Annotated in this window: 22 protein-coding genes and 1 pseudogene; 9 read left to right on the top strand and 14 right to left on the bottom strand. The window is 65.2% G+C overall.

The features are described 5' to 3' along the window. Positions 1 to 109: 109 nt before the first annotated feature. Positions 110 to 529 (bottom strand): DUF5367 family protein, encoded by a 420-nt coding sequence (locus AM590_RS12970; RefSeq protein WP_058827846.1) that lies wholly within the window; start codon positions 527 to 529, stop codon positions 110 to 112. Between the two features lie 81 nt (positions 530 to 610). Here AM590_RS12970 and AM590_RS12965 point away from each other — a divergent pair, with 81 nt between their 5' ends. Then, a complete protein-coding gene (locus AM590_RS12965; RefSeq protein ID WP_042666638.1) occupies positions 611 to 856 on the top strand; it encodes a hypothetical protein in 246 nt (81 codons plus the stop codon). Positions 857 to 1,098: 242 nt separating this feature from the next. Here AM590_RS12965 and AM590_RS12960 read toward each other — a convergent pair whose 3' ends face one another. The 3 genes from AM590_RS12960 to AM590_RS12950 form a co-directional block, all read right to left on the bottom strand. Continuing rightward, a complete protein-coding gene (locus AM590_RS12960; protein ID WP_058827845.1) occupies positions 1,099 to 2,274 on the bottom strand; it encodes a redox-regulated ATPase YchF in 1,176 nt (391 codons plus the stop codon). Positions 2,275 to 2,352: 78 nt separating this feature from the next. Next, a complete protein-coding gene (locus AM590_RS12955; protein ID WP_058827844.1) occupies positions 2,353 to 3,216 on the bottom strand; it encodes a DUF4349 domain-containing protein in 864 nt (287 codons plus the stop codon). A 143-nt stretch (positions 3,217 to 3,359) separates the two neighbouring features. Beyond that, positions 3,360 to 4,211, bottom strand: coding sequence for a polymer-forming cytoskeletal protein (locus AM590_RS12950; RefSeq protein WP_042666655.1), 852 nt, complete (start codon positions 4,209 to 4,211; stop codon positions 3,360 to 3,362). Between the two features lie 121 nt (positions 4,212 to 4,332). On the opposite strand from AM590_RS12950, the gene AM590_RS12945 reads away from it, so the two are divergent. Further along, on the top strand, positions 4,333 to 4,536 hold the full coding sequence (locus AM590_RS12945; protein ID WP_004976775.1) for a DUF5800 family protein: 204 nt from the start codon (positions 4,333 to 4,335) through the stop codon (positions 4,534 to 4,536). 74 nt (positions 4,537 to 4,610) lie between these two features. On the opposite strand, the gene AM590_RS12940 is transcribed toward AM590_RS12945, so the two are convergent. The 4 genes from AM590_RS12940 to AM590_RS12925 all read right to left on the bottom strand — a co-directional run bounded on the left by AM590_RS12940 (position 4,611) and on the right by AM590_RS12925 (position 7,910). After that, positions 4,611 to 5,792 (bottom strand): DUF3179 domain-containing protein, encoded by a 1,182-nt coding sequence (locus tag AM590_RS12940; RefSeq protein WP_058827843.1) that lies wholly within the window; start codon positions 5,790 to 5,792, stop codon positions 4,611 to 4,613. A 151-nt stretch (positions 5,793 to 5,943) separates the two neighbouring features. Then, positions 5,944 to 6,630 carry a dolichyl-phosphate hexose transferase gene (locus AM590_RS12935; protein ID WP_058827842.1) on the bottom strand — a complete coding sequence of 229 codons (687 nt, stop codon included), beginning with the start codon at positions 6,628 to 6,630 and terminating at the stop codon, positions 5,944 to 5,946. 71 nt (positions 6,631 to 6,701) lie between these two features. Then, entirely contained in the window at positions 6,702 to 7,046 is a 345-nt protein-coding gene (locus AM590_RS12930) for a hypothetical protein (protein ID WP_058827841.1), read from the bottom strand. 108 nt (positions 7,047 to 7,154) lie between these two features. Next, on the bottom strand, positions 7,155 to 7,910 hold the full coding sequence (locus AM590_RS12925; RefSeq protein ID WP_058827840.1) for a ribonuclease H-like domain-containing protein: 756 nt from the start codon (positions 7,908 to 7,910) through the stop codon (positions 7,155 to 7,157). Positions 7,911 to 8,031: 121 nt separating this feature from the next. Here AM590_RS12925 and AM590_RS12920 point away from each other — a divergent pair, with 121 nt between their 5' ends. The 3 genes from AM590_RS12920 to AM590_RS12910 all read left to right on the top strand — a co-directional run bounded on the left by AM590_RS12920 (position 8,032) and on the right by AM590_RS12910 (position 11,602). After that, positions 8,032 to 8,736 carry an SOS response-associated peptidase gene (locus tag AM590_RS12920; protein ID WP_058827839.1) on the top strand — a complete coding sequence of 235 codons (705 nt, stop codon included), beginning with the start codon at positions 8,032 to 8,034 and terminating at the stop codon, positions 8,734 to 8,736. A 1,380-nt stretch (positions 8,737 to 10,116) separates the two neighbouring features. Continuing rightward, positions 10,117 to 10,563, top strand: coding sequence for a DUF5805 domain-containing protein (locus AM590_RS12915; protein ID WP_058827838.1), 447 nt, complete (start codon positions 10,117 to 10,119; stop codon positions 10,561 to 10,563). Further along, positions 10,553 to 11,602, top strand: coding sequence for a tyrosine-type recombinase/integrase (locus AM590_RS12910; protein ID WP_058827837.1), 1,050 nt, complete (start codon positions 10,553 to 10,555; stop codon positions 11,600 to 11,602). Before AM590_RS12915 ends, AM590_RS12910 begins: the two co-directional genes overlap by 11 nt. Before the next feature lie 71 nt (positions 11,603 to 11,673). Here the strand turns inward: AM590_RS12910 and AM590_RS12905 are convergent, their stop codons facing one another. Continuing rightward, positions 11,674 to 12,057, bottom strand: a complete 384-nt coding sequence (locus tag AM590_RS12905; RefSeq protein ID WP_058827836.1) for a RidA family protein — start codon at positions 12,055 to 12,057, stop codon at positions 11,674 to 11,676. A gap of 188 nt (positions 12,058 to 12,245) precedes the next feature. On the opposite strand from AM590_RS12905, the pseudogene AM590_RS12900 reads away from it, so the two are divergent. From AM590_RS12900 to AM590_RS12890, 3 genes and pseudogenes are all read left to right on the top strand, one after another. Continuing rightward, a pseudogene (locus tag AM590_RS12900) lies at positions 12,246 to 12,865 on the top strand (ArsR/SmtB family transcription factor). Between the two features lie 42 nt (positions 12,866 to 12,907). Then, positions 12,908 to 13,870 (top strand): hypothetical protein, encoded by a 963-nt coding sequence (locus AM590_RS12895; RefSeq protein WP_058827835.1) that lies wholly within the window; start codon positions 12,908 to 12,910, stop codon positions 13,868 to 13,870. A 563-nt stretch (positions 13,871 to 14,433) separates the two neighbouring features. Beyond that, positions 14,434 to 14,799 (top strand): hypothetical protein, encoded by a 366-nt coding sequence (locus AM590_RS12890; RefSeq protein WP_253245391.1) that lies wholly within the window; start codon positions 14,434 to 14,436, stop codon positions 14,797 to 14,799. 30 nt (positions 14,800 to 14,829) lie between these two features. Here the strand turns inward: AM590_RS12890 and AM590_RS12885 are convergent, their stop codons facing one another. From AM590_RS12885 to AM590_RS12875, 3 genes are all read right to left on the bottom strand, one after another. Further along, positions 14,830 to 15,726 carry a hypothetical protein gene (locus tag AM590_RS12885; protein ID WP_058827833.1) on the bottom strand — a complete coding sequence of 299 codons (897 nt, stop codon included), beginning with the start codon at positions 15,724 to 15,726 and terminating at the stop codon, positions 14,830 to 14,832. A gap of 75 nt (positions 15,727 to 15,801) precedes the next feature. Beyond that, a complete protein-coding gene (locus tag AM590_RS12880; protein WP_058827832.1) occupies positions 15,802 to 17,844 on the bottom strand; it encodes a hypothetical protein in 2,043 nt (680 codons plus the stop codon). 157 nt (positions 17,845 to 18,001) lie between these two features. Then, a complete protein-coding gene (locus tag AM590_RS12875; RefSeq protein WP_004976740.1) occupies positions 18,002 to 18,835 on the bottom strand; it encodes an MBL fold metallo-hydrolase in 834 nt (277 codons plus the stop codon). Positions 18,836 to 19,344: 509 nt separating this feature from the next. On the opposite strand from AM590_RS12875, the gene AM590_RS12865 reads away from it, so the two are divergent. Further along, a complete protein-coding gene (locus AM590_RS12865) occupies positions 19,345 to 19,794 on the top strand; it encodes a TIGR00725 family protein (protein ID WP_058827830.1) in 450 nt (149 codons plus the stop codon). 18 nt (positions 19,795 to 19,812) lie between these two features. Here the strand turns inward: AM590_RS12865 and AM590_RS12860 are convergent, their stop codons facing one another. Further along, on the bottom strand, positions 19,813 to 21,417 hold the full coding sequence (locus tag AM590_RS12860; protein ID WP_058827829.1) for a hypothetical protein: 1,605 nt from the start codon (positions 21,415 to 21,417) through the stop codon (positions 19,813 to 19,815). An 80-nt stretch (positions 21,418 to 21,497) separates the two neighbouring features. Then, a complete protein-coding gene (locus AM590_RS12855) occupies positions 21,498 to 22,058 on the bottom strand; it encodes a hypothetical protein (RefSeq protein WP_058827828.1) in 561 nt (186 codons plus the stop codon). Positions 22,059 to 22,164: the final 106 nt, after the last annotated feature.

Here is a 22,164-nt window from a genome sequence, read left to right as displayed (position 1 = left end):
CGCTTCGCGCCCTATTTTTCGCATCGCCGCGCGTGACTGAGGAGAAGAACGGAGAACCGCACCGTCGCCGAGCGGTGGCTCGACGATGGAAGCGCCAGCCCGAATCGGGTCACCGACCGACGAACCCCGAGACCAAAACCGTCGCGTACGCCAAGAGCAGCAGTCCGCCGAAGAGCCCCGCGGCTTCGAGACCCATATTCGGGTAGACGACCGAGAACAGTGCCGTCGAGACCGCGTCGACGAGCATGCCCGGGACGACGAGCAGCGCCGCGGCCTCCCGTTTCGCGCCGCCAGAGAGCCCGCGCCACCGGAAGATTCCGACCGCGAGCGCCCACATCACGGGCACCGTCAGCGCGAACACTGCGGCCGTGACCAGCGGGCGTGAGGGCACTAACACGAGTTGGCCGACGACGCGGAAGACGAGTCCGGCGACGAGGGCAATCGCCAGTCCGACACCGAGAAGCACCCGCGTCTCGGACAGCGGGAGCCGACGAGCGTCGGTCTCGGAGACCTGTGAACCGATTGTCATGCTCCCCGTACGCGGGCGAGGAGTATCAGCGTTCGTACGGGCCGTAGGTTATTATGTCACCCGAGAATAACGATTGGACGGATGTCAGTTCTCTCGACCGCCGACGAAGGGAAGTTCCTCATGGACGAGGAAGCCGAACAGATCGGAATCGTGACCGAAGTCGACACGGACGCCCAAATCGCGTACGTCGAACCCGACCCGGACCTCGCCGAAGCGGTCCTGCAGGGCCTCGGTTTCGGCGACGCCGACGGCGACGACATCGAGGTTCCGGCCGACTCCGTCGAGACGGTCACCGACACGGAACTTCGCGTCGCCAAAGACCTCTGAGCCGCCGCCCGCGACGAATCATTTTCCGCGCGAATCACGACGCGTGGGCCTCGCGACAAACGAACTGACAGCGACGGCTCCGCACCCTTTGTTCGATCCTCTCTGGGTGAACCCGCGGCTTGCGCCCACCCCTCCTCACCCTAATTCTGTATAGCGAAATTTAGTTTACGTGTGGCGTGGCAGACGGATATCTGACCTATGAGAAACAACAAATCTCGAAAGAAAAGACGAACTTCTGACAGCTACTTCGCCGTCGAGACGATTTTGATGACGTCGCCCTCTTCGAGTTCCTGGTCTTCGGCGATGCGGCGTTTCTCTCTCGCGTCGACGGCGTGGAGGTAGCCGTCGCCGATATCGGAGTGGACCGCGTACGCGAGGTCCCGCGGTGTCGACCCCCGCGGGAGGAGGAAGGCGTCGGGGAGGACGTTGCCCGTGCCGTCGGTCCATTTCGACTCGTTTTGGACAGGGTAGACTGTGATTCGGTCGAGCACGTCGTAGACCGCGGTGTCGATGGCTTCCTGCGTCCCCGTGCCGCCGTGTTCACCCATCAAGTCGCGGATTCGTTCGAGGCCCTTCTCCTGTGCGCCGCTCACGTCGCCGACGAGCTCGAAGTCGTCGTCGCCGGGGTGGTAGTCGATGATGCCCGCCTCGCGGGCCCGCCGAAGGGCCAGTTCGCCGTCCGCGGTCGCGGCGATGACGGGCTTTCCGGTCTCGGCGAGTCGTTTGAGGTTCTCCGGGGGCGCGATGTCGACCTTGTTGGCGACGAGGACGATGGGTTTGGTCCGCTGGCGAATCGCGCGGCCGAGTTCGACGCGGTCCTCGTCGTCCCAGTCTTGGGGGTTCGGCGAGTAGTCGAGATCGCGCAGGACAGCGGCGATGTCGTACTCGCTCGCACCGACGCCCGTCAGGAGGTCCGAGAGCGCGTCATCCATGTCGAAGTCGGGCGACCGCGACTTGCGGACCACGGACTCCCAGTTCTTGTGGACGATGCCAGCGAGCCACTGTTCGAGTTCCTCCTCGATGAAATCGACCTCCTCGACGGGGTCGAAACTCCCGACTTCGACGGGTTCGCCCTCGGCGTTTGTTCCCCCAGAGGCGTCCACGACGTTGACGATGGCGTCCGCGTTCGTTAGCTCGTCAAGGAACTGATTGCCGAGGCCGCGGCCCTCGTGTGCGCCGGGGACGAGCCCGGCCACGTCGACGAGTTCGACGGCGACGTAGCGGATGCCGTCCTCGCAGTTGCCGCAGCGCTCGTCGCGGTCGAGACAGGGACAGCGGGTGCGGGCGTGCGTGACGCCGCGGTTCGCGTCGATAGTCGTGAAGGGGTAGTTCGCCACGTCGACCTCGGCGAGCGTCGAGGCCGTGTAGAACGTCGATTTGCCGGCGTTCGGCTTGCCGGCTAACGCGAGAGAGAGCATGGCTCGACGATGGTCGCGGACGCGGAAAAACGCTCGCGTGTGAGGAAGCGCGAGCGACAAACAGAGGCGGTCGGGGAGTCAGTCCGTCAGTCGCCTGAACGCGGCGCGGCCGGCGAGCACTACCCCACTCCCGAGAATCGCGAGGAGACCGCCGAAGACGACGAAGTACGGGACTGCGTAGGCGACGGCGACGACGAGCGCCCGAAGGGCGACGAACGCGCCGTTGACCGACTCGGAGAACGCCTGTAAGACCGGCGTGTCGTACCACTGCGCCGGACCGGGCGGTCGCTCGGACAGCGAGACGCGGACGGTCGAGAGGGCGACCCGGTCTTCGAGCGACTGCTTCTGGGCTTCGAGTCGCTCGATTTCGGTCTGGACCTCGGTCAGGCGCTCTTCGACCGCGAGCACGTCCTCGGTCGTGTTAGCCGACTCGTAGAGTTCGCGGAGGCGGTCGCGCTGGGCGCGGAGGTTGCTCAACCGCGCTTCGATGTCGACCAGTTGGTCGGTCACGTCCTTCGAGTCCGTCTCGACGCGTTCGACCTCGCCGAGGGCCTTCATGTCGGTCATGAACGCCGAGAAGTCCTCGGAGGGGACGCGCACGACGAGTTGACCCGAGCGGTAGGTGCCGCCGCTCCGGCGGTTGACGTACTCGTTGGAGTCGCTGACGTAGCCGCCGTAGGATTCGGCGGTCGATTCGACCGCGTCACGCGACTCGTTGAACTCGTCGACGGTCAGCTCTATCTGCCCGTTCTTGATGACCGCCCGCTGCTGGGCCTGCGGGAGGTCGTCGCCGCCCGCCTGTTCGGCCTCGGCGGAGCCACCAGTATCGGCGGCGAGCGAGACGCTCTCCGACCCGCCGGCACCGCCGTCCGCCGCACCGCCGGTACACCCGGCGAGGAGGACGAGGAGGGCGACCGAGAGAAGTTTCAGTCGATTGTCCATAGACGACACTCTCCACCTGAGGGATTAATCGTTGGGTAAGCACAAACGACGACTGTTGCTATCGCGGCGCACGGAGGGTCGCAGTCGTCGGTCGGTCTCGGATTCGGATTCGGATTCGGATTCGGATTCGGATTCAGAATCGGTTACTCGGCCTCGCGGGGGAGGTTGTCGCGGTGGATGCGCATCTCGCCGCGGGCGCGCATCGTGCCGTCGACGTGTGCGCCGGCTTCGAGCACGAGGTCGTTACAGGACACGTCGCCGAGGACGCGCGCGTCCTCGTGAATTCGGACCTCGCCGTTTCGGGTAGTTACGTCGCCGTGGATTCGCGTCCCGCTCCCGACGACGATGTCGTCGCGGGCGCGGAGGCTCCCGAAGACGTTGTTGTCCTCCGCGAGGTCGATGGACTTCGCGCGGATGTTGCCGTGGATTCGACAGCCAGAGCCGACGTGGGCGGGCGTCGAGACGCGCCACGCGTCGTCTGAGACGGTGGCGTTCCGAGGAATCACGAGCGGGTCGTGCGGCGACTCGCCCGAGAGGGTCTCGGCGAGTTCGTCGGCCGCCTCGTCCTCGCCGAGTCGAAGGAGTTGCGAGAGGACGATGAAGTAGAACACGAGCGTCGGAATCGGGTTGCGGATGACGATCCAGCCGTTGGCCTCGAACCCCTCTTCGATGTCGACGTCGTCGCCGATGTCGAGGTCGCCCGAGACCATCAAGCGGCCGGCGATGTGGACGCGCTCGCCGAGGTAGGCGTCGTTGCCGACGAGCACGTTCCCGGCCACGTCGTCGAGCATGTCGAGTCGGCAGTCGGCTTCGGCCTCGATGTCGCCGCCGAAGGTGACGCGCTCGCCCGCGAGGACGTTCCGTCCGCGGACGCCGAACTCGACGGTGCTCTGCCCGCCGACGACGACGTCGCCGTCGGTGACGAGGTCGTGTTCCTCGACCGTCGTCCCGTCGGGAATTTCGAGCGCATCGAGCGGGTCCGTACCCAGTGACACGCTCCGAACCAACACCCGTGCCGTAATAAACCGTCCGCAAGACGACCGTCAGACACGACGGAGGCGGTCGGTTTCCCGGTGACGACGTGTATTTAACTACTCGCGGGAAACAAAGAGAGGTATGACGATTCTCTCTTTCGACGACGACGGCGTAGACGTGGTCTACGAGGGAACGGAGTTCCGCCTCGAAAAGGCCCTCATCGAGGAGGCCATCGGGAAGTCCTACCCCGACGTGACCGACCACGAGGTGCTGAAAATCGTCGAGAAGGAGCCCTCCCTCTCCGGCGAACCCCGGCGCGTCCGCGACATCCTGAACTCGTCGTAACCGCCGCCCGAACGACCGAAACTCCGTTTGTCCGCGTATCGCCCTCGAACCACGCGCGCTCGTCGCGCGAACGACTATTCCTGCTCGCCAGCCGCGTTCTCTGCCCCGTATATCTCCGTCTCCGGGTTGAAGTCGGCCCACGCGAACCAGAACATCGGCGAGCGGTCGTTGGCTCGCGTCAGGACCGCGCCCTCGTGGGGGCCGTCGAGCGCCCGGCCGGTGAGGAGGTCCCACCGCGACCCGGCGGCGACGAGCGCCGACCCGTCGCGACCGAACTCGACGGTCTCGCCGTCAACCCGGCGGACGTAGGCGACGAGACTTCCCTCTGCGGAGGCCGCCACGACGACCGGGAGGTCGCCCACGGTGTCGTTGACGACGCCCGCAGACTCGACCGCGTCGAGGGGATAGGCGCGAGCGACCCCGTCGGCGGCGACGCCGACGACCGACGTTTTCGGATGAAGTCGGTCGTCCGCCGCGTCATTGAAGCCGATGCCGATGGCGCTCGACTGCTGATAGCTCGTGTATGGGTTCACGTCGTACCGGCGGGTCTGCCGCCCGCGAATCGTCCCCGAGACGGGCGGAGGGACCAACACCTCGGTCTCGGGGTGGGCCGCCCGCCACTCGCCCCACGTGGAGATAGTCGAAGGGAGGAGCGACAACGTCTCGCCGGTCAGTTCCCCGCGAATCGCGGTCGCGAGCACCTGACTCCACAGCGAGTTCGTCCGGTCGTCGTACATCACGAGGTCGGACATCCAGAGCAACCCCGAGACGCCGAAGTACGTCGGTTCACCGCCGGCGAGCCTGTCGGCGACGACGGCGCTCCCACACAGCGGGCAGTAGGTGACGACCACGGGCCGGCCGTCGAAGTCGTCGTTGACGATTTCGTGCCAGTTCAGGATTGCGAGCGGGTAGGCGCGGGCGACGCCGTCGAGTTCGACGCCGACCACCTCGTCGCCGTCGGCGAGCGTCGCGTCCACCTCGTCGAACACGGTCCAGTCGTCGCCGAACACAGGGGCGGTGATAGCCGGGATGGCGTCTTTCGACGCGCCTCGACGTAGTTCGTCCTCGGGGACCGGAAGCTCGAACGGCCCTGAATACTCGCCCGCGGTGGAATCGGTGGGTTCGGCGGACTCGGACGCGTCATCGACTCCCGCGGCGTCGTCGTCCGCGACCGGCGGGTCGCTCCCGAGACAGCCGGCCAAGGCGGCACCGACGCCGAGCGCGAGGAACCGACGGCGGTTCGTGGTCGAAGCCATGCCGGATATTCGACCGAGCCGCCTATGAGCGATGTGCGGTTTGGTATCTAGGCGCACGACCGTCGGGAGCCACGTCAGAGCGGAGAGGAAGCAGATGAGAGGATGGGATGAGGGGGTGAGAAGACGAGAACAGCGAGCGAGAACGCCCCGCTCAGAGCCGGAGCCGTTCTTCCAGACAGACTTTGACGATGGACTTCCCGATGGCCGCGCCGCCGGCGAAGGGGTCGAGTTTCGTCTCGCCGGCGCGCTCGCGGTAGGGGATTGGCACCTCGGCGATTTTGTAGCCGCGCATCGCGGGGCGGATGAGGAGCTCGGCCGATAGCCCGGTGTTCTCGGTCCACTCGATGTCGTGGAGGAGTTCCCGGCGGTACGCGCGCATCCCGGTGGTCGTGTCGTGGACGGTCGCGCCCATGAGGAAGCTCGCGAGGCGGGCGAACGCGATGTTCCCCGCGCGGTTGAGTCGCGGCATCGTCTCCGCGCCCTTGGTGATTCGGTCGCCGGAGACCACGTCGTAGCCGTCGTTGATGAGGTCGAGGAACTTCGGGAGATACTCCATCGGATAGGTGTCGTCGCAGTCGGTGGTGACGACGACCGGCCGGTCGGGCGCGAGCACCGCGGCCTCGACCGCGACGCCGTACCCCTGCGGTTCCTGTTCGATGACGCGCGCGCCCATCTTCCGGGCGATTTCGGGCGTTCGGTCGTCGGAGCCGTCCACGCAGACGACCTCAGCGCGCCCGTGGGTAATCCGGTCGATGTCCGCCAGAACGGACCCGATGGCCTGTTCCTCGTTGTACGTCCCCATCACGACCGCGAGGTCGTCGAAGGTGTACTCGGTCATTGGACGGGGTTATTGACGGTCGCTCTTGAACTTTTAGGTTTGCCAAAACCGGAGCGGTGCGAGGAACGGTGTTAGCTCAATCCGCGGCTATCGGGCTGGTCTTCCAGCTCTTTCGCGTGGTCGACGAGGTAGTCCATGAGCCGGGTCGCCGACGCTTCCACGTCGTCGAGTTCGTCGCTGGACTGGCCGCTGACGCGGACGGAGAGTTCGTAAAGGTCGAGTTCGACGTGCGGGACGGTCTCGTCGCCGTTGCCGTTGCCGTTGTCAGGCTCGTCGGTACCGCCGTCCGCCGCTTCGACGGTCGCGTCGGTGTCGACCGGCTCGTCGCCGTCGGACGGTTCGGTCGCGTCGTCAGCCGGCGGGGTCGAATCGGCGGCGTCGTCCGCCTCGGCGTCGGCGTCGGGGTCGTCGGTCATGTGCGGCGCGTCGCTTCGGGGGATGAAAAAAGCGCGGGGTTCCGGCACGCACTCGCGGGTTGACGACGCTCGCTCGAATGCGGCCGCGAACACGACTCGTCGACCGATTCAGACGAGTTCAGCGTCGAGTCCCTCGCAGGCACGGTCGTGGAGGCGGCCGGTGACCGTTTCCATGAGGCGTTCGAGGTTGACCGCGTCCTCGCGGTTGTACGACACGAGCGTGTCGAGCGACGACTGGTCGCCGCGCTCGTACTCGCGCCAGAGGCGAACGGCGTCGCGGCCGGAGATGTCCGGGCGGTCGCGGTCGATACCCACGTCCTTCTCGATTTGCTTCAGCCCGCCGGTGAGGTCGAGCGTCCGGCACGGATACATCAAATCGACGTGCGGCACGTCGATGGAGACGTCGAACGAGGTCTCGAGGAACGGCACGTCGAAGCGCGCACCGTTGAACGTCGCGACGAGTTTCGCGTCGGCGAACTGCTCGCGAAGGGCGTCGGCGGTCAGGTCCTCCCCGCTGACGAGCGTCGTCGTCTCGCCGTCCTGATAGAACGAGACGGTCGTCACCGAGTCGCGCTCGGGCGAGAGCCCGGTCGTCTCGATGTCGAAAAAGCACGTCTCGTCGCGGAAGTTCTCGTACAGTCGCCAGCGCTCGCCCGAGGGGAAGCAGTCGTCGAAGAACCGCGAGTTACCGTCGTCGAGGTGGGTGTACGCGTCGGCGATGAACGTCTCGATTCGGTCGCCCGTCTTCGCGCCGACGAGCGAGGCGTCGAACTCGTCCCAGTGGGTCGACCCGGCCCGCCAGAGGCTTCGCTCCGTCCGCTCGCCCACGCCGCGGACGGGGATGAAGCTGTTCTCGATTCGCATGTCCGACAGGGGGGCGTCGGCGACCCTAAATGCGTCGTCGTGAGCCGAGGTCCACGCACCCGGCGCGCTCCCGCACTCCCCCGCCGCGGGCGTTTTAGCCGTAGGACGCGAAGTCGGAGGTATGTGCGGCCGCTACACGCTGTTTACTTCACCCGAAGAACTCGAAACGCGGTTCGACGCGACGCTGACGCGCCCGCTTTCGGCGCGGTACAACTGCGCGCCCGGCCAAGAACTCCCGGTCGTGACCAACGACGCTGACGACGAGTTCCGCTTCCTGAAATGGGGACTCGTCCCCTCGTGGGCAGACAGCGCCAGCGTCGGCAACGACCGAATCAACGCCCGCGCGGAGACCGTCCGCGAGAAGCGGAGCTTCGCCGACGCCTACGAGGCCCGCCGGTGTCTCGTCCCCTCGGACGGCTTCTACGAGTGGGTCGACCGCGGCGGGCACAAACAGCCCTACCGCGTCGCCTTCGAGGACGACCGGCCGTTCGCCATGGCCGGACTCTGGGAGCGGTGGACGCCCTCGACGAAACAGACCGGTCTCGGCGACTTCGGAAGCGGCGGCCCCTCGCGCGAACAGGAGCCGCTTGAGACGTTCACCGTCGTCACGACCGAGCCGAACGGCCTCATCTCGGAGCTACACCACCGAATGGCGGTCGTTCTCGACCCCGCAGAAGAGGAGACGTGGCTCCACGGCGATCCCGACGAGGCGGCGGCGCTCCTCGACACCTACCCCGACGACGAACTCACGGCCTACCCCGTCTCGACACGGGTAAACAGCCCCGCCAACGACGGCCCCGAACTGATAGAACGAGTCGAAGCGTAGCGCTCCGGGATGACACTACCGGTGTCCGGCCGTCTCGACGACTTCGACGCGAATCGACCGAGTTCGATTGGGGGCCGAATTTTTCGAAGTGAGTCGAAATCGAGAGCCGACATTGTGTATAGCGAGATGCGATATACGAGTCTCGAATCGGACAACCGAACGAGTCAATCGCGAGACCGATATTTCCTGTGAGTTGGCGGTAAGCAATCGTAACGCGTGAAATCGGGTTTTAGCGGTCGATAGTGTTTGAGTCCGCGTCAGCACCACCGCGCGACAGCCACGTCGCGATCACGGCTCGGGCGGTTCGTATCGAAGTCGGAAGTACGAGTTGCGCCACGGGTTGTGCCCGCCGAACTCGGTCGTGTAGATTGGGACGTCTTCACATTCACGATTCGAGGGGTTCACTCGAACGAGTCCGCGACGAGAACGGTTCGCGCAGAGAATCATCACCTCCAGGCGAGTGATTCGTCGAATCAACCGGAAGCGAGCCCCGAAACCCGGGATTCACGCGAGTCCGTCAGAACGGCCACAGCGCGGTCGAGCGCCGATTCACCCTGAGACGGGAGTACTCCCGAGTTACTGTTCTCACCGCGAAGACGAGGGCTGTGAAGGCGTCAAAAGAGAACGAATCGGGCCAGCAAAGACCTCGGTTGGGTTCGCCTTCGAGCGAATTCGGAACGGCGTCACCCGGTGGTTGCGTGTTCGAATCAGACAACACTCCGGGAGAATTCTGCGTAGTGACATCACTATAATATTAGATAAATCTATCCTGAAACGAAGACTCGTTCGACGACATATATTCAGCGATCGGTGACAGATATAATCGAGAAAATACCGAGTCGGTTCTGGTCGAAATATACCCGTTCGAGAGAACACAGATAGTGCGTCGTCCCGCAAATATATTCTGAGAAGATAGTTAGAAATTATACCCAAATTGTTTCATGGATTTGTAAACAAAAATAAAATAGGGTCTAAACCCAGCGCTATCCGGGTTTTATAATAATTCAGTAAGATAAGAGATGAAATAACTAAACTCGTGTAAGAGGTTTCTCCATGCGTTACTCCGGGGGTAAACGGTGCAAGGAATGCCATCCAAAAATCGGTTGTCATCACAGAAATGAGGGTCGATTGTGTAGAATTCGACCTATCGAAAGCAACAAAATTTGGTCGAGTCTCAGATTCGCTCGAAACGTCCGAAATCGGCGTTCTCCGAGGGATTCTAATATCTCGAATACTGCATGCAAATCGCCGAAAATGCGATTGCAGTATTCAGGATAACTCATTTTCGCCGCCGAAAATCCACCCGTACTGCTCAGGATAACTTCTCTTATTCTGGACTGTGCCGGTAGATTGAATATCGATCCCCGTGTCGACCCGTCCATGAGCGACGAGGTCGACCGCGCGACGGTGCAAACCTACCTCCCGGCCCACCAGAAGGCCATCTGGAAGGACCACGCGGACCGACTCGGGATGAGCCAAAGCGAATTTGTCAGAACGATGGTACAGGCCGGTCGGCGCGATTTCGACGTTCCGTCGAGAGGTGATGAAGCGGCCGAAACCCCCGGGGTTGAAGGGGTGAAAACAGGCCTCCAGAACGGCGTTTCAAATCAGGAAGGAGAGGGTGAAAATAACGACCAGTTCGAGGCCCGAATCGTCGAGACGCTCGCGGCCGATTCACACCGGTCGTGGGACGAACTCGTTGCGGCGCTGACCGACGACATCGAAGACCGACTCGAATCGACACTGCAGGAGCTGCAATCGAGCGGCCGAGTCGTGTACAGCGGGCGACACGGCGGCTACACGCTGGCGGAGCGCGGTGGCCGCTGAGCGACCCGCCGACGCAGAGGACCCAGTCGGCTACTTCCTCCAGGATATGACCTATCACGGGAAGACCGACCGGACCCGCGCCGCCTACGAGCGCGTCCTCAGGGCGTTCGAGTCGTTCCTCGGCGACCCCTCGCGGAACCCCTCCGGGAGCGCTCGGTCGGTCGACGACGCGACCCACCGCGACTGCATGGCGTGGATACACACCCTGCGAAACCGCGACGTCGCGCCGAGCACGGTGGCGACGTACGCCTCCTACCTCCACCGGTTTTACGCCTACATGGCGCAGGTCGGCGCGTTCGACTCCAACCCGATGAGCCTCGTGATGGAAGAGATGGACGAGCGCATCGACACCAATCCCGCTCGACGGGAGCTTTCAGTTCCCCAGATGCGGGCGTTCGTCCGCGAAATCGCCCATCCACTGGACCACGCGCTGGTGGTCACCCTCCTCAAGACCGGGATGCGCGTCGGCGAACTGTGCAACCTCGACCTTCGGGACGTGTCGTTGTCGGTGGATACACCCCTGTCCGGTGTATCGACTCGCGCCGCCCTCGACGGACGCGGGCCGTCGATATACGTCGCCGCCGACCCGAGCGTCGGGAGCGTCACCAACGGCGAGGAGCGAACCGCCTCGAACAAGCGAAAGCGATCGACCGTCATCCCCGTCGACGACGAGTTGGCGGCCGTCCTCTTGCGTTGGCTAGCGATTCGACCGGATTCGCCGTCGCCGGCCGAACCGCTTTTCGTCGGCACCGCATCTGGGTGGGGCCGGCGACTGGAACCCGACGCCGTCCACCACGTCGTCACCTCTCACGCCGCCGACGCCGGGTGGTACCGGTCGGGTGGTGACCGCGAGGAGAACGTCACGCCGCACTACTTCCGGCACTTCTTCACGACCCACCTCCGGGACCGCACCGGCGACCGTGGTATCGTCAAGTACCTCCGCGGCGACGTGGCCGGCGACATCATCGACACGTACACCCACAACTGGGGCGATAGAGTGCGTGAGACGTACGAATCGAACATTTACTCGCTCCGCTGAGGAGCTGAATCACTGTTCGAAACGCGACTTGTAAACTGTATCTCGCTATATTGAATTGGTGGGTGCGCGACCTATCGTTTGACGCCCGTCGCCTCGATTTGGACGGCGGCGTCGTTCGGGAGTTCGGAGACGCCGACGACGGTCATCGCCGGTCTCCGGTCGTCGAAATAAGCGCCGTAGGCCGACTCGATGGCGTCGATTCGGTCGAGGTCGGTCGTGTACACTGTGGTCCGGAGCACGTCGTCTAAGTCGATTCCAGAGCGTTCGACGGCCGCTTCGACGCGTTCGAGCGCGCTCATCGTCTGACTCTCAATCGACGGGAGGCCGTCCGTCGTCTGTTCGGGGTCGGGATACTGCGCGTCGAAGAAGACGAGTTGCAGGTTCCGCTTTCGGGCGCCGTAGCCGGCGGTCGCCTTGAAGTGGCCGCTCTCGTACCGGACTGCATCGCCGTTCATACCTGTTCCTCCGTGGGATTCGTTCGGATCTGGTTCACGGTCGTACTACCCCACCAACGGCCATCGTCGTATCGCTAGTATGTACTAACTCCAAGAGAGACGCTCTCACGCGGGGGACGAGAGGGTCAAACGGGCGCTTGACTCATACCGGCCTCTTTATCGGCGGAGCGAGAACGACGGGCGAGACCGTGAGTTCGTTGCTCCCGTTGAAACCCGCCGCCGCATCGGTTCGAGACCGAGCCCTGACGCCGCTTCTCGTCGGACTGGACGACGACGACGCGGACGAGGTCCTGTCGGCGCTCTCGTCGGCCACCGCGAGGCGACTCCTCGCCGCCGTCTACGACGACCCGCGCCCCGCTCCGAACTGGCCGACGCGCTCGACACGACGCTCCAGACCGTCGGCTACCACGTCGAGCGACTGGTCGACGCCGAGTTGATAGAGCCCGTGACGACGTGGGTCTCCGCGCAAGGCCGCGAGATGGCCGTCTACGGCCCGACCCGCTCCGCAGTCGTCCTGTTCGCGGGCGCGGAACGGACCGAATCGAAACTCTCCTCGGGGCTTCGGACGCTCGTCACCGGCGTGGGCGTCACGCTGGTCGGAAGCGTCGCCGTGCAGGCGCTGTGGACCGCGCGACGGCCGCAGGTCCGATACGCAACGCCGGCTCCGACCGCTCCCGTCCCCGAATCGAGCGTCGCGGAGTTCGTCGCCTCCTTCCTCGCCGGCCCCGGCGGGCTCGTCCTCCTCGTCGGCGTCGTCCTCGCCGTCCTCGTGAGCCTCGGGACGGTCTGGACTCAAAGGCGCGTTTGAGCCACACACAGGGGGAAGTGACCCCTACGTGTTGGGATAAGTGTGCAACGACGAACCCTCCTCGCCGCGGCCGGAACCGGCCTCGCGGCGGCGCTGACTGGCTGTATCGCGAGTGCCGGCGACGGCTCCGACGACGCCGACGACGGGAACTCGACGACTGAAACGACACCCGACCCGACGCCGACGCCCGAACCGGTGGAAGCCGTCTCGGTCGCGACCGGCGAGCGCCTCACGGCAGTCGTCGGCAACGGCCCCGCCAGCGACGACGGGGCGCTGAAACCGCACCACGTCCGCCTCGAAAACCCGACCGACGAGCCGTGGACCGCCCGCATCGACGTTTCGCGCCCACTCGGTTCAGGCCACGTGGAGACCTACGAACTCGCCCACGACGCGACGGTGAACGTCTCGCTTCGCGTCCCTGCCGACTATGAACTGACGGTCACCGACATCGACTCGGACGCCGCGGCGACCGAGTCGGTCGGGCCGGACAGCTTCGACTGTAACCGCTCGTGGACCGCGTTCTCTCCCGGTGACGACGGTATCTCGGTCTCCGGGGCATCCACCCGGATGGCCTGTGGCCCGAACACCGTGGCGGCCGACGGCGCGGTCACGGTCGCGCTCGGCGACGGGTCGCTCCCGACCGAGGCTGTCAAGCCCCACAGCGTCGCTGTCTCGAACCCGACCGACGCGGCGGAGACGGTCGAATTCGCCTACGAGACGCCCGCGGGCGCGGTGGCCTTCGGCGGCGCATATCGCCTCGAACCCGGCGCGCGGGTCGGCGCATCGCTGACCGAGGTCCACAAGGTCACGCTTCGCGTCGCTCGGCGAGACGAATCCGGCGAGGAAGCGACCGAGACGGTCACTATCGAAGAATCGCAGTTCGACTGCAACGCGTCGAGTACGACCGTCTCGCTCACCGACGACGGCGGCTTCGAGGCGCAGACGCTCTCGACGCTGATGTTCTGTGGCGACATCGAAGCCAACGAGACGAACAAATCGAACTAAAACCACAACCGTTCTTGAGCAGCGATTGCCTCACAGCGAGACCGGGCACCGAATTGGATTTGGCTCAACGTAGTGCCGAAGCAAAGTGGCGGTTTCCGCGCCGTAAACGGCGTTCACGAGACGTCCCACGCAAGGGGAATCTCAGTTATAGTAGCGTTTGCAAGTCATTGTACGCTCGATCGACCGCTGTCGTGTGGTCGGATGTTAATCAGTTGCAAACGCTACTATAGTCGTCGTCACCAGAAGATGCAGTTCTAGTTGATAGAGATAGCACACCCCAGCAGAAGGTCGTTTGAGTAGTTTATGTGATTCAGTCGACTATCGAATATAATTTGTTATTCAATCAACATGACAAACTATAGGTATTATGGGCATGTGTCGGCAACTATGAAGGAGAAAATCGTTGGCTGTTGGATAGATAATTCCTCCCGATACCCAGCACGGTCTAGCCTCAATAATGGCTCCGACTGGGAGTCCCACAATGGCAATATCACAATGCTAAGGACTCAGTAGAACCATAATCCACACGATAGTAAACAATGAATAAACGAATTGGAGTCGCAGTGGCTATCGGGGTTATTAACGCGGTTATCATCTATTTCAATGGATACTATCTACTGAACTTGTCGATGGATGCTGAAGGTCCCCAACTCCTCCTCTATAAATTCCTTCAGATGTTCGGCATGTTTGTTTTAGGTGCAGGTTCATCTTATCTACTTCTCCGATACAAGCTGATACTCCCGGGGATGTTGACCGTTGTATTCGCATCCTACAGCCTTTACGACCACTTCTCACCCTCCATGGAGAGTTTCACACCGCTTTATCTCGGTGTTTGGTTCGTGTTTGTCATCTTCGTTGGCATTGTTGCCATTCTCGAGTATGGCATCCGAAGAGGACTCTCCATCTATCCACCAAACCCACTAATATAGAACTGAAGTTCTGCTCCGTTTTCGGCTCGGTCAGACTTTCAGTTCGGTCTCTAACTCGGGCGACGCGATGGCCCGCTTGACGGTTTCGGCGGCCGGCGTCGCCTCCGCGACGTTCTCCATCAGGACCGTCTCGCTCGGGAACAGATGTTCGCCGAGGACGAGGCCGTGTTCGCGCGCGGTCGACCCGGTCATCGTGAGGTAGACGCCGAGTCCGGTCTCCGCGATTGCGGCCTCTTCTTCAGGCGCGTCGTCCGGGTACGCGAACGTCACATCGTCGAGACACCGCGTGCCGAGGACCGCCTCCACGAGGCGCTCGTAGCGCGGCGAGATACACAGGTCGCCCGCGTAGTCGGCGACGAAGTCGCGGTCGAGTTCGGAACCCGGCGGGAGGAGTTCGGGGTCGGCCATGAGCGTGTGATAGACCGTGTCGCCGAGGCCGGAGACGACCCGAACGTCGGTGTCCATCGGGTCGATGCGGGCGTTCACGTCCTCGATGCTCCCGAGGCCCTCGGGACGGAGCTTCACGACCTCTTCGAGGACGAGGTCGGCGCTGTCGAAGCCGAGGCCGAACTCATGGGTCCGGAGGGCGCGGAACGGTTCCTCGCGCCCGACGAGATGGATGTCCACCCCGTCGATTTCGAGGACGACGCTGTCGAAGACGATGCGCCGCGGCATGCCGTCTCGGTCGTCGCGCAAGAGGGTGTACTCCGGCGCGGCGGGATCCGAGAGGTCGCTGTAGTCCGCGAGTCGCTCGTACACGTCGTGTTCCGGATGGGTATGGCCCTTCGTGACCGACTTCTCGTATCGGAGTGTCGAGGTGATTTCGTCCGCCACCTCGGCGATGCTCTCGGTCGTGGCGAACCGTTCGAGCACCGCTTCGAGGGGGCGACCCTTTCGCGGAACAGCGACGCGCACCGTCTCTGTCATCATCGGAACGTCGGGACGGCCCGCTAAACAGGTTGCGCTTCGGGAAAAGGTCTCTCGAGAGCGCGCTCGGTCGGCCTACTCCGCCTCGTCGCCGTCGTTGCCGTCGTCGCCGCCGGCCGGGCCGCCGCCCATGCCGGTGCCGAAGGCTCCCGCAAGGCGCTCGCGGAAGGTTTCCAGTTCGGCGACGGTGTCGTTCAGCTCCCGGATGTCGTCGCGCAGGGCCTCGATTTCCTCGTCGGCCGCGGCGTCTTCGACCCGCGATTGAACCTCCGCGAGGCGGTCGTCGAGAGCCTCGCGCGTCTCCACGATGTCCCCGTCGAGTTCGGCGATGTCCTCGCGGATGTCGCCGACTTCGGCGTGGAGGGTCGAGGCCTGCTCGGTCGCTTCGGCGGCGTTGTTTTCGGTCCCTTCGAGTCGGTCGACCGTCTCGTCTAACCGACCGGCGATGTCGTCGAGGCGCTCGCGGACCGTCACGAGTTCCTCCTCGCGCTTGGCGAGCGTCTCCTCGACGCTGTCGAGGCGGGCGGAGCCGGCGTCGATGTTCCGGGAGGCGGTTTCGAGCCGCTCGTCGTGGTCCTCGAACCGACCGTCGTGGTCGTCCAGTCGGCCCTCGACGGCCTCGAACTGCTCGTTGTGGGATTCGAGCCAGCCGTGGTAGTCGTCGAGCGTGTCGTCCGCGGTTTCGAGGTCGGACGCGAGGCCTTCGAGTCGGCCGTCGTGGTCGTCGAGGCGGCTCTCGGCGTCCGCGACTCGCGTGGCGACGCGGTCGGACCGCTCGTCGACCGCGGCGATGGTCTCTTCGGCCGCATCAAGCCGGGAGGTCGCGTCGTCGACCGACTCGACCGCGCCGTCGACCATCGAGTCGAGGGCGTCGAGGTCCTCGCGGAACGCGGTCATCTCGGCGCGGAACTCGGAGACGAGTTCGCTTCCGGTCCCCTCCTCGTCGATGAACTCGGCGAGCGCGTCGGAGTACGCCGCGAGGTCCTCCATCTGCGACTGGAGGCGGCGGATGCGAACGTCGGTGCTCCGGCGCGTCTCGGCGTCGACCGCCTCGCGCAGGACTTCGATGTCCTCCTCGTCGGCCGCGCCGGACCGAATCTCGGCGGCGAGCGCCCCGACGAGGCTATCCGCGTCGGGCGCGGGCGCGCTTCCGACCGCGGCGGTGTCGGCGTCGGCGTCCTCAGCCGACGCGCCGGCCGGCGGTTCGGCGTCCGCTTCGACATCGGCGTCGGCGTCTTCGGTGACTTCAGCCTCGACCTCGGCATCGACATCTGGCTGTTCGAGGTGCGCGGTCACGGCCGGCGCGGTGTCGGTGGCGACCGCGCGCGGGCCGGTCGGTTCGGCGATGTCGTCGGCTTCCGCATCGTCGTCGCTTTCGACATCGTCGCCGAGCACGTCGGTGTCGGCTTGGCTGACCTCGTCGGCCTCGTCGGCCTCGTCGGTCTGCTCGTCCGGGCCGTCTCCGCCCTCGAAGGCGGCCGCGAGGTCGTCGTCGGTCGGCTCGTCGTCGAGGACTTCCGCGCCGTCGGACGCCGCGGGGGCCGCCTCGGCTTCGACGGCCGCTTCGGCCTCCACGGCGTCTTCGGCGTCGGCTTCGGGTTCTTCGAGGACGACTTCCCCTTCGTCCTCGCTATCCGCGTCGGCCTCCTCCTCCTCGTCGTGGAGCGGTTCGCGGTTCCCCGCGAGCACATCTCGAACGAGCTGACTGCGGTCCTCGCCGAGGATGTCGTCGATGTCGTCGGGGTCGATGCCGCCGTCGACCGGGATGCGTTCGAGCGTCGGCTCTTCGAGGAAATCCGTCTGGTCGTGGCCGTCGGTGATGCGGATTCCGTAGACCGTTACGAGTTCCTCGCCGGGATCGAGCGTCCGTTCGTACTCGACGCGGTGGTCCTTGTAGGCGGTCCAGTTGTCGCTCTCGAACTCGGGGTGGAACCCGACGCTCTCCATCGGGAACGACTCCGGAATGCGGTCGATGACCCGGATTCGGGTCGCCTCGTCTCGCGTCGAACTGATGACGAACTTGATAGCGGGAACGGGAAACTCGTCGGCGGCGAAGGTCTTTTCGACCGTGACCTCGCCGTCGGAAACCGATGTAACCCCTTCGGACTCGCGGCTCATGGCCGCCACTTTCCCGACATCCATTATAAAACAACCGGGGGCCGTGGGGCTCTCCCGCCGCGGTCTCTCGATTCGACTGTTTCGACGCGGTGACTGTCCGTCCGTGGCGAGCGTCGCTAACAGGACCGTCGCGGGAAACGCGGTTCTGGACGCGACCTCAGAGGTCGACGCGGTCGCCGATTTCGACGAGGTCGAGCGAGCGCGGGGCCTCGAAGCTCTTTGCGTGGTGGTGCAGCACCTTCGGGTCGGCAGTCATGCCCTTCCACATGTCCCAGTGGGTCGGGACGAGGCGGTCGAGGTCGAGGTCGCTCGCGGCCTCGATAATCTGGTTCTCGTCGTTGTACCACTTCGTTCGAATCGGCTCGCCCGTCTCCTTGTCAGGGATGTTGCCGATGGTCCCGAACGCGAGGATGCCGAGGTCGAGGTCGTAGCGCTCGCCGATGTCGGCGAACTCCTCGGCGGGCTTGGTGTCGCCGCCGTGGATGAACGTGCCGGACTCGTGTTCGAAGACGTAGGCGACCGGGTGGCTCGCGTCGGGGTCGTAGGCGGGTTCGACGTGGACCGTGAACTCGCCGATTTCGACGCTGTCGCCTTCGGTGACCTCCTCGAACTGGTCGTCGGAGAGGTCGTAGTCGTCGAACCACGCCTCGTCATCGTAGGCGACGGCGAGCGAGTCGTCGGGGGCGACGAACGTCGCGCCCGTGTTCTCGAGGATGGGAGCCTGACTCGGGCCGTGGACGTGGTCTGTGTGCTCGTGCGTGGCGAGGACCGCATCGGCCTCGGTCACGTCCTCGGGGTCGAACGGAACGGGAATCATGCGGACCGTCCGCGGCGGGTCGCCGATGCCGACGTACGGGTCGACGAACAGCGTCGTGCCCTCACTGCCCTTGATGACGAACCCGTTGCATCCCAGATACCAGATGGCCACCGTCTCGGGGTCGGCCGACTCGACCGCGCGCGGGAGCCAGTCGCTCCAGTCGCTGACTGTCATAGAGACGTGTCCTCGCGCGGGGGGACTAAGCGTTGCGCTCTCTCGCGTTCGACGCGTCGCGAGAGCCACCCCCGTTCCGTGACACCGCCACCAGCGCGTCCCGGAATTCAGAGGAATTTCCCGTAATATGTGTTGAAATACCATAGAACACAATAGAATCGGGAGGTGTATGCGGTGTATAAGGTAGTACCCCGACAAGATATTTAGTGTAGGCACTCATGGCACCAAATACCATGACAAGAACTCACAAACAAACGGCGAACTTCTCGTCGATGGCTCGGACGATGCGCGCGTGCAGTGCGTGGGAAGCGGTTTCCCCGCTGGACGACGACGCATGGCGAACAGACGAGTTCTGACGCGACCGAGCACTCCGCTGTCGGCCCGATTGGGCGGCGCGGCCCCGCACTTATCTTCTTCGACGCGGTCCGATACCTCATGAGCACAGCCAACAGTCACGACCTCGGTGAACGTCGAGCCGACACCGACGAACGCCGAACAGAGGCCCCGCCGTGCGCGTGAGCGTCATCGGCGGGAGTGTCGTCCCCGCGCCGGTCGAAACACTTGCCGAAGACGTGGGTCGCCTGCTCGCTCAGCGCGGTCACACGGTCGTCTGCGGCGGTCTCGGCGGCGTCATGGAGGCGGCCTGCCGCGGCGCGAAAGACGCCAGCGGCACGACCATCGGCGTCCTCCCGGGCGAGGACCGCGAGGAGGCGAACCCCTACGTCGATATCGCCGTCGCGACCGGTCTCGGCCACGCGAGAAACGCGCTCGTCGCCATGAACGGCGACGCCGTCATCGCCATCGACGGCGGCGGCGGAACCCTCTCGGAAATCGGCTACGCCAACGTCTTCGACCGCCCGACGGCCGGGCTCAGAACCCAGCAGGTCGGCTCGCTCGACGGGTTTGAACCGTGCGACTCACCGGAGGGTGCCGTGGCGTTCATCGAGGACGCGGTCTGAGGATCGGGCCGTGCCGCGCTACGCGCCCGCGACGCTCCCGTCGCGTTCGACGCAGTCGCGGAGCAGGTCGTCGACGACGGTCTCGCGGAACGACTCCCAGTCGGTCGTCGACATCCAGAGCCGACCCGCGTCCGTGGATTCGAGCGCGTCGCGGCCGCGTTCGCGCTCGCGCGTCGTGACGAATCCGTTCGCGGTGAGTCCCTCGACGGCCACGTCGAGCCGCGGGGAGAGCGCGTTCGAGAGCCGCTTTTCGAATCGGTCACCGGTCACGCTATCGCGAGCGACGCCCACGCAGAACGAATCGAAGGCCGACCACGTCTCCTCGTCGCGCGCGCCGGCGACGATGCCGTGGTGTTCGGCGCGCTCGCGGAGTTCGGCGGCGACCGCGCGACGCGTCCGCTGGCGGGAGCGCGGCGGGCCGCCGGCGAGGACGGACAGAATCGTGGCTTCGAGGTCGCCCAGCGGCGAGAGCGCGTGACCGTCGAGTTCGAGGGCCGACTCGCCCGTCGCGTGGCCCGCCTCGTCGAGCGCCGAGAGGCTCGTCGCGGCCTCGGCGGCCCGTTCGGAGAGGTCCGTCGTCCGCTCGGCGACCGGACCGGTGGCGGCCGAGAGCTGTGCCCGGGCGTCCAGATAGGCGTCGAGATGCGCCTCGAAGCGGTCGAGCGACTCGAACAGCTCGATGGTCGCCCGGTCTTCGAACTTCCCGAAGCGCGCCTCACAGCTCGTTCGGAAGCGGGCGACCAGTTCGCTGGGGTCCTCCTCGACCGACGCGAGCAGGCGGCTCTCGTCGTCGAGCCACGCGTCGAGCGCGTCGAGCACCGCATTCGGGTCGCGCGTGTCCTCGGGGGCAGGACGTGGCCCCTCGGACTCGACGAGGTCCGCGAGCTGCTCGCGGGCGCGCCCGACGTAGGAGCTCATCGCGCCGAGCGGCGAGTCACCGTTGGAGCGCGCCCCGCGAGCGCCCGCGGTTCGGCCGGCGCGGGAGTTCGGACGTGACCGTCGGGACTCGCCGCTGGCCTCGGCGAGCGCGTCTCGCAGGTCCGACAGGGCGATTCGGAGCGGTCGGGCGACGGCCGCGGCCGCGGAGCCGTCGGCGACGCGGCGGAACTCGGCGAACGCGTCGGACGCGGCCTCGACGTCTGAGACGAGCGTCCGGAGGTCGTCGATGGCGGCGAGGTCGGGTCGGTCGGTCGCGGGAATGGTCAGAATCGAGACGGTCCCGCGATCGAGTTCGCCGCCGTCGACGAGGGCGGTTCGCGCGGCGTAGAAGGCGGCGGCGACCTGCGGGGGCGCGCCGGCGAGGTTCACTCGCACGTCGCCGTCCGCGGCGGCCTCGCGGAGTAAGTCGGTCGTCGCGGCGTACAGTTCCTCGAAAGAGCCGGTGAAGGGGAGCCGTGCTTCGTCGACCGTCCCCCGGCCCGCGAGCCGTTCGCTGACGGTTTTCGCGGCGTGTGCACTCGCTCGCGGCGCGCCGGGCGCGCAGTCGTCCGGGTCGCGACCCTGCTCGGGGTCGGCCTCGTCGCGGACCAGACGAACCCGGTCGGCGTCGACGTCGGCGGTTTCGAGCGGGGTGACGACCCGCTGCACGTCGAGTCCGAGGACGGAGAGGTGGGTCGTCGGCATCTGTCTGACCCATTCGCTACCGGTACCCTGAATGTTGTGGTGGCACCTGAGAGTCGCCTGTCAGAAGCGCCGTCGCGGCGTCAGGTCCACGAGCGGATGAGGTTGCGCCCGATGACGCCGAGTCCGAGCGTGTCGACGACGAACAGGATGACGCCGCCGAGGATGGGGACGAGCGACAGGACCGCGGCGACGAGCGCGCCGACGACGAGCGAGACGCCCAGCGAGGGCGACCCGCCGGAGGCGACGCCGGTCACGAGCGACCCAAGGAGGACGGTCGAAATCGCGCCACCGACGATACTGAGGAGGATGAACGCGAGGAACCCCGGAATCGCCACGAGGAGGCCGATGATGGTGATTGCGAGGAGGACGAGGACGATGAGGCCGCCGATACCGACGCCGAGGCCCCAGAGGAACGACCCGCCGGGATCGTCTCGAATCTCGGCGATGGCGTCTCTGGTGTACGCCGGGGCCGCGGCGACGAGGATGCCGCCGACGACGAGGTCGATGAGGAAGCTCCCGCCGGCGCGGAACACCGGCGAAAGCTGTTGTGCGGATTCGAAGTTCTGCGCGGCGGCGGTTCCCGCGAGTGCGAGGACGCCGAGCAGGCTCAGGAGAGCGGTTCGTGTTCGTGGAGGGACCATACGTGTCGGTCGAATGGCGACTCGTATAGGTATTCTGGATTGACTGTCAGGAGATCGAACACGTACGAAGTGAGACGAGAGAGTCGAAACAGGACGCAACCCGCGG

Origin of the sequence: Haloferax sp. Q22, from assembly GCF_001482285.1 — an archaeon.
In the GTDB taxonomy this organism is placed as follows: Archaea; Halobacteriota; Halobacteria; order Halobacteriales; family Haloferacaceae; genus Haloferax.
The sequence above is the reverse complement of the archived record's forward strand: the minus strand, read 5'-3'. Positions and strand labels throughout refer to the sequence as shown.

Coding starts and splice junctions, on each gene's coding strand:
- AM590_RS12970 (WP_058827846.1), bottom strand. CDS start 529: ATGACAATCGGTTCACAGGTCTCCGAGACCGACGCTCGTCGGCTCCCG.
- AM590_RS12965 (WP_042666638.1), top strand. CDS start 611: ATGTCAGTTCTCTCGACCGCCGACGAAGGGAAGTTCCTCATGGACGAG.
- AM590_RS12960 (WP_058827845.1), bottom strand. CDS start 2,274: ATGCTCTCTCTCGCGTTAGCCGGCAAGCCGAACGCCGGCAAATCGACG.
- AM590_RS12955 (WP_058827844.1), bottom strand. CDS start 3,216: ATGGACAATCGACTGAAACTTCTCTCGGTCGCCCTCCTCGTCCTCCTC.
- AM590_RS12945 (WP_004976775.1), top strand. CDS start 4,333: ATGACGATTCTCTCTTTCGACGACGACGGCGTAGACGTGGTCTACGAG.
- AM590_RS12940 (WP_058827843.1), bottom strand. CDS start 5,792: ATGGCTTCGACCACGAACCGCCGTCGGTTCCTCGCGCTCGGCGTCGGT.
- AM590_RS12935 (WP_058827842.1), bottom strand. CDS start 6,630: ATGACCGAGTACACCTTCGACGACCTCGCGGTCGTGATGGGGACGTAC.
- AM590_RS12930 (WP_058827841.1), bottom strand. CDS start 7,046: ATGACCGACGACCCCGACGCCGACGCCGAGGCGGACGACGCCGCCGAT.
- AM590_RS12925 (WP_058827840.1), bottom strand. CDS start 7,910: ATGCGAATCGAGAACAGCTTCATCCCCGTCCGCGGCGTGGGCGAGCGG.
- AM590_RS12920 (WP_058827839.1), top strand. CDS start 8,032: ATGTGCGGCCGCTACACGCTGTTTACTTCACCCGAAGAACTCGAAACG.
- AM590_RS12915 (WP_058827838.1), top strand. CDS start 10,117: ATGAGCGACGAGGTCGACCGCGCGACGGTGCAAACCTACCTCCCGGCC.
- AM590_RS12905 (WP_058827836.1), bottom strand. CDS start 12,057: ATGAACGGCGATGCAGTCCGGTACGAGAGCGGCCACTTCAAGGCGACC.
- AM590_RS12885 (WP_058827833.1), bottom strand. CDS start 15,726: ATGACAGAGACGGTGCGCGTCGCTGTTCCGCGAAAGGGTCGCCCCCTC.
- AM590_RS12880 (WP_058827832.1), bottom strand. CDS start 17,844: ATGAGCCGCGAGTCCGAAGGGGTTACATCGGTTTCCGACGGCGAGGTC.
- AM590_RS12875 (WP_004976740.1), bottom strand. CDS start 18,835: ATGACAGTCAGCGACTGGAGCGACTGGCTCCCGCGCGCGGTCGAGTCG.
- AM590_RS12860 (WP_058827829.1), bottom strand. CDS start 21,417: ATGCCGACGACCCACCTCTCCGTCCTCGGACTCGACGTGCAGCGGGTC.
- AM590_RS12855 (WP_058827828.1), bottom strand. CDS start 22,058: ATGGTCCCTCCACGAACACGAACCGCTCTCCTGAGCCTGCTCGGCGTC.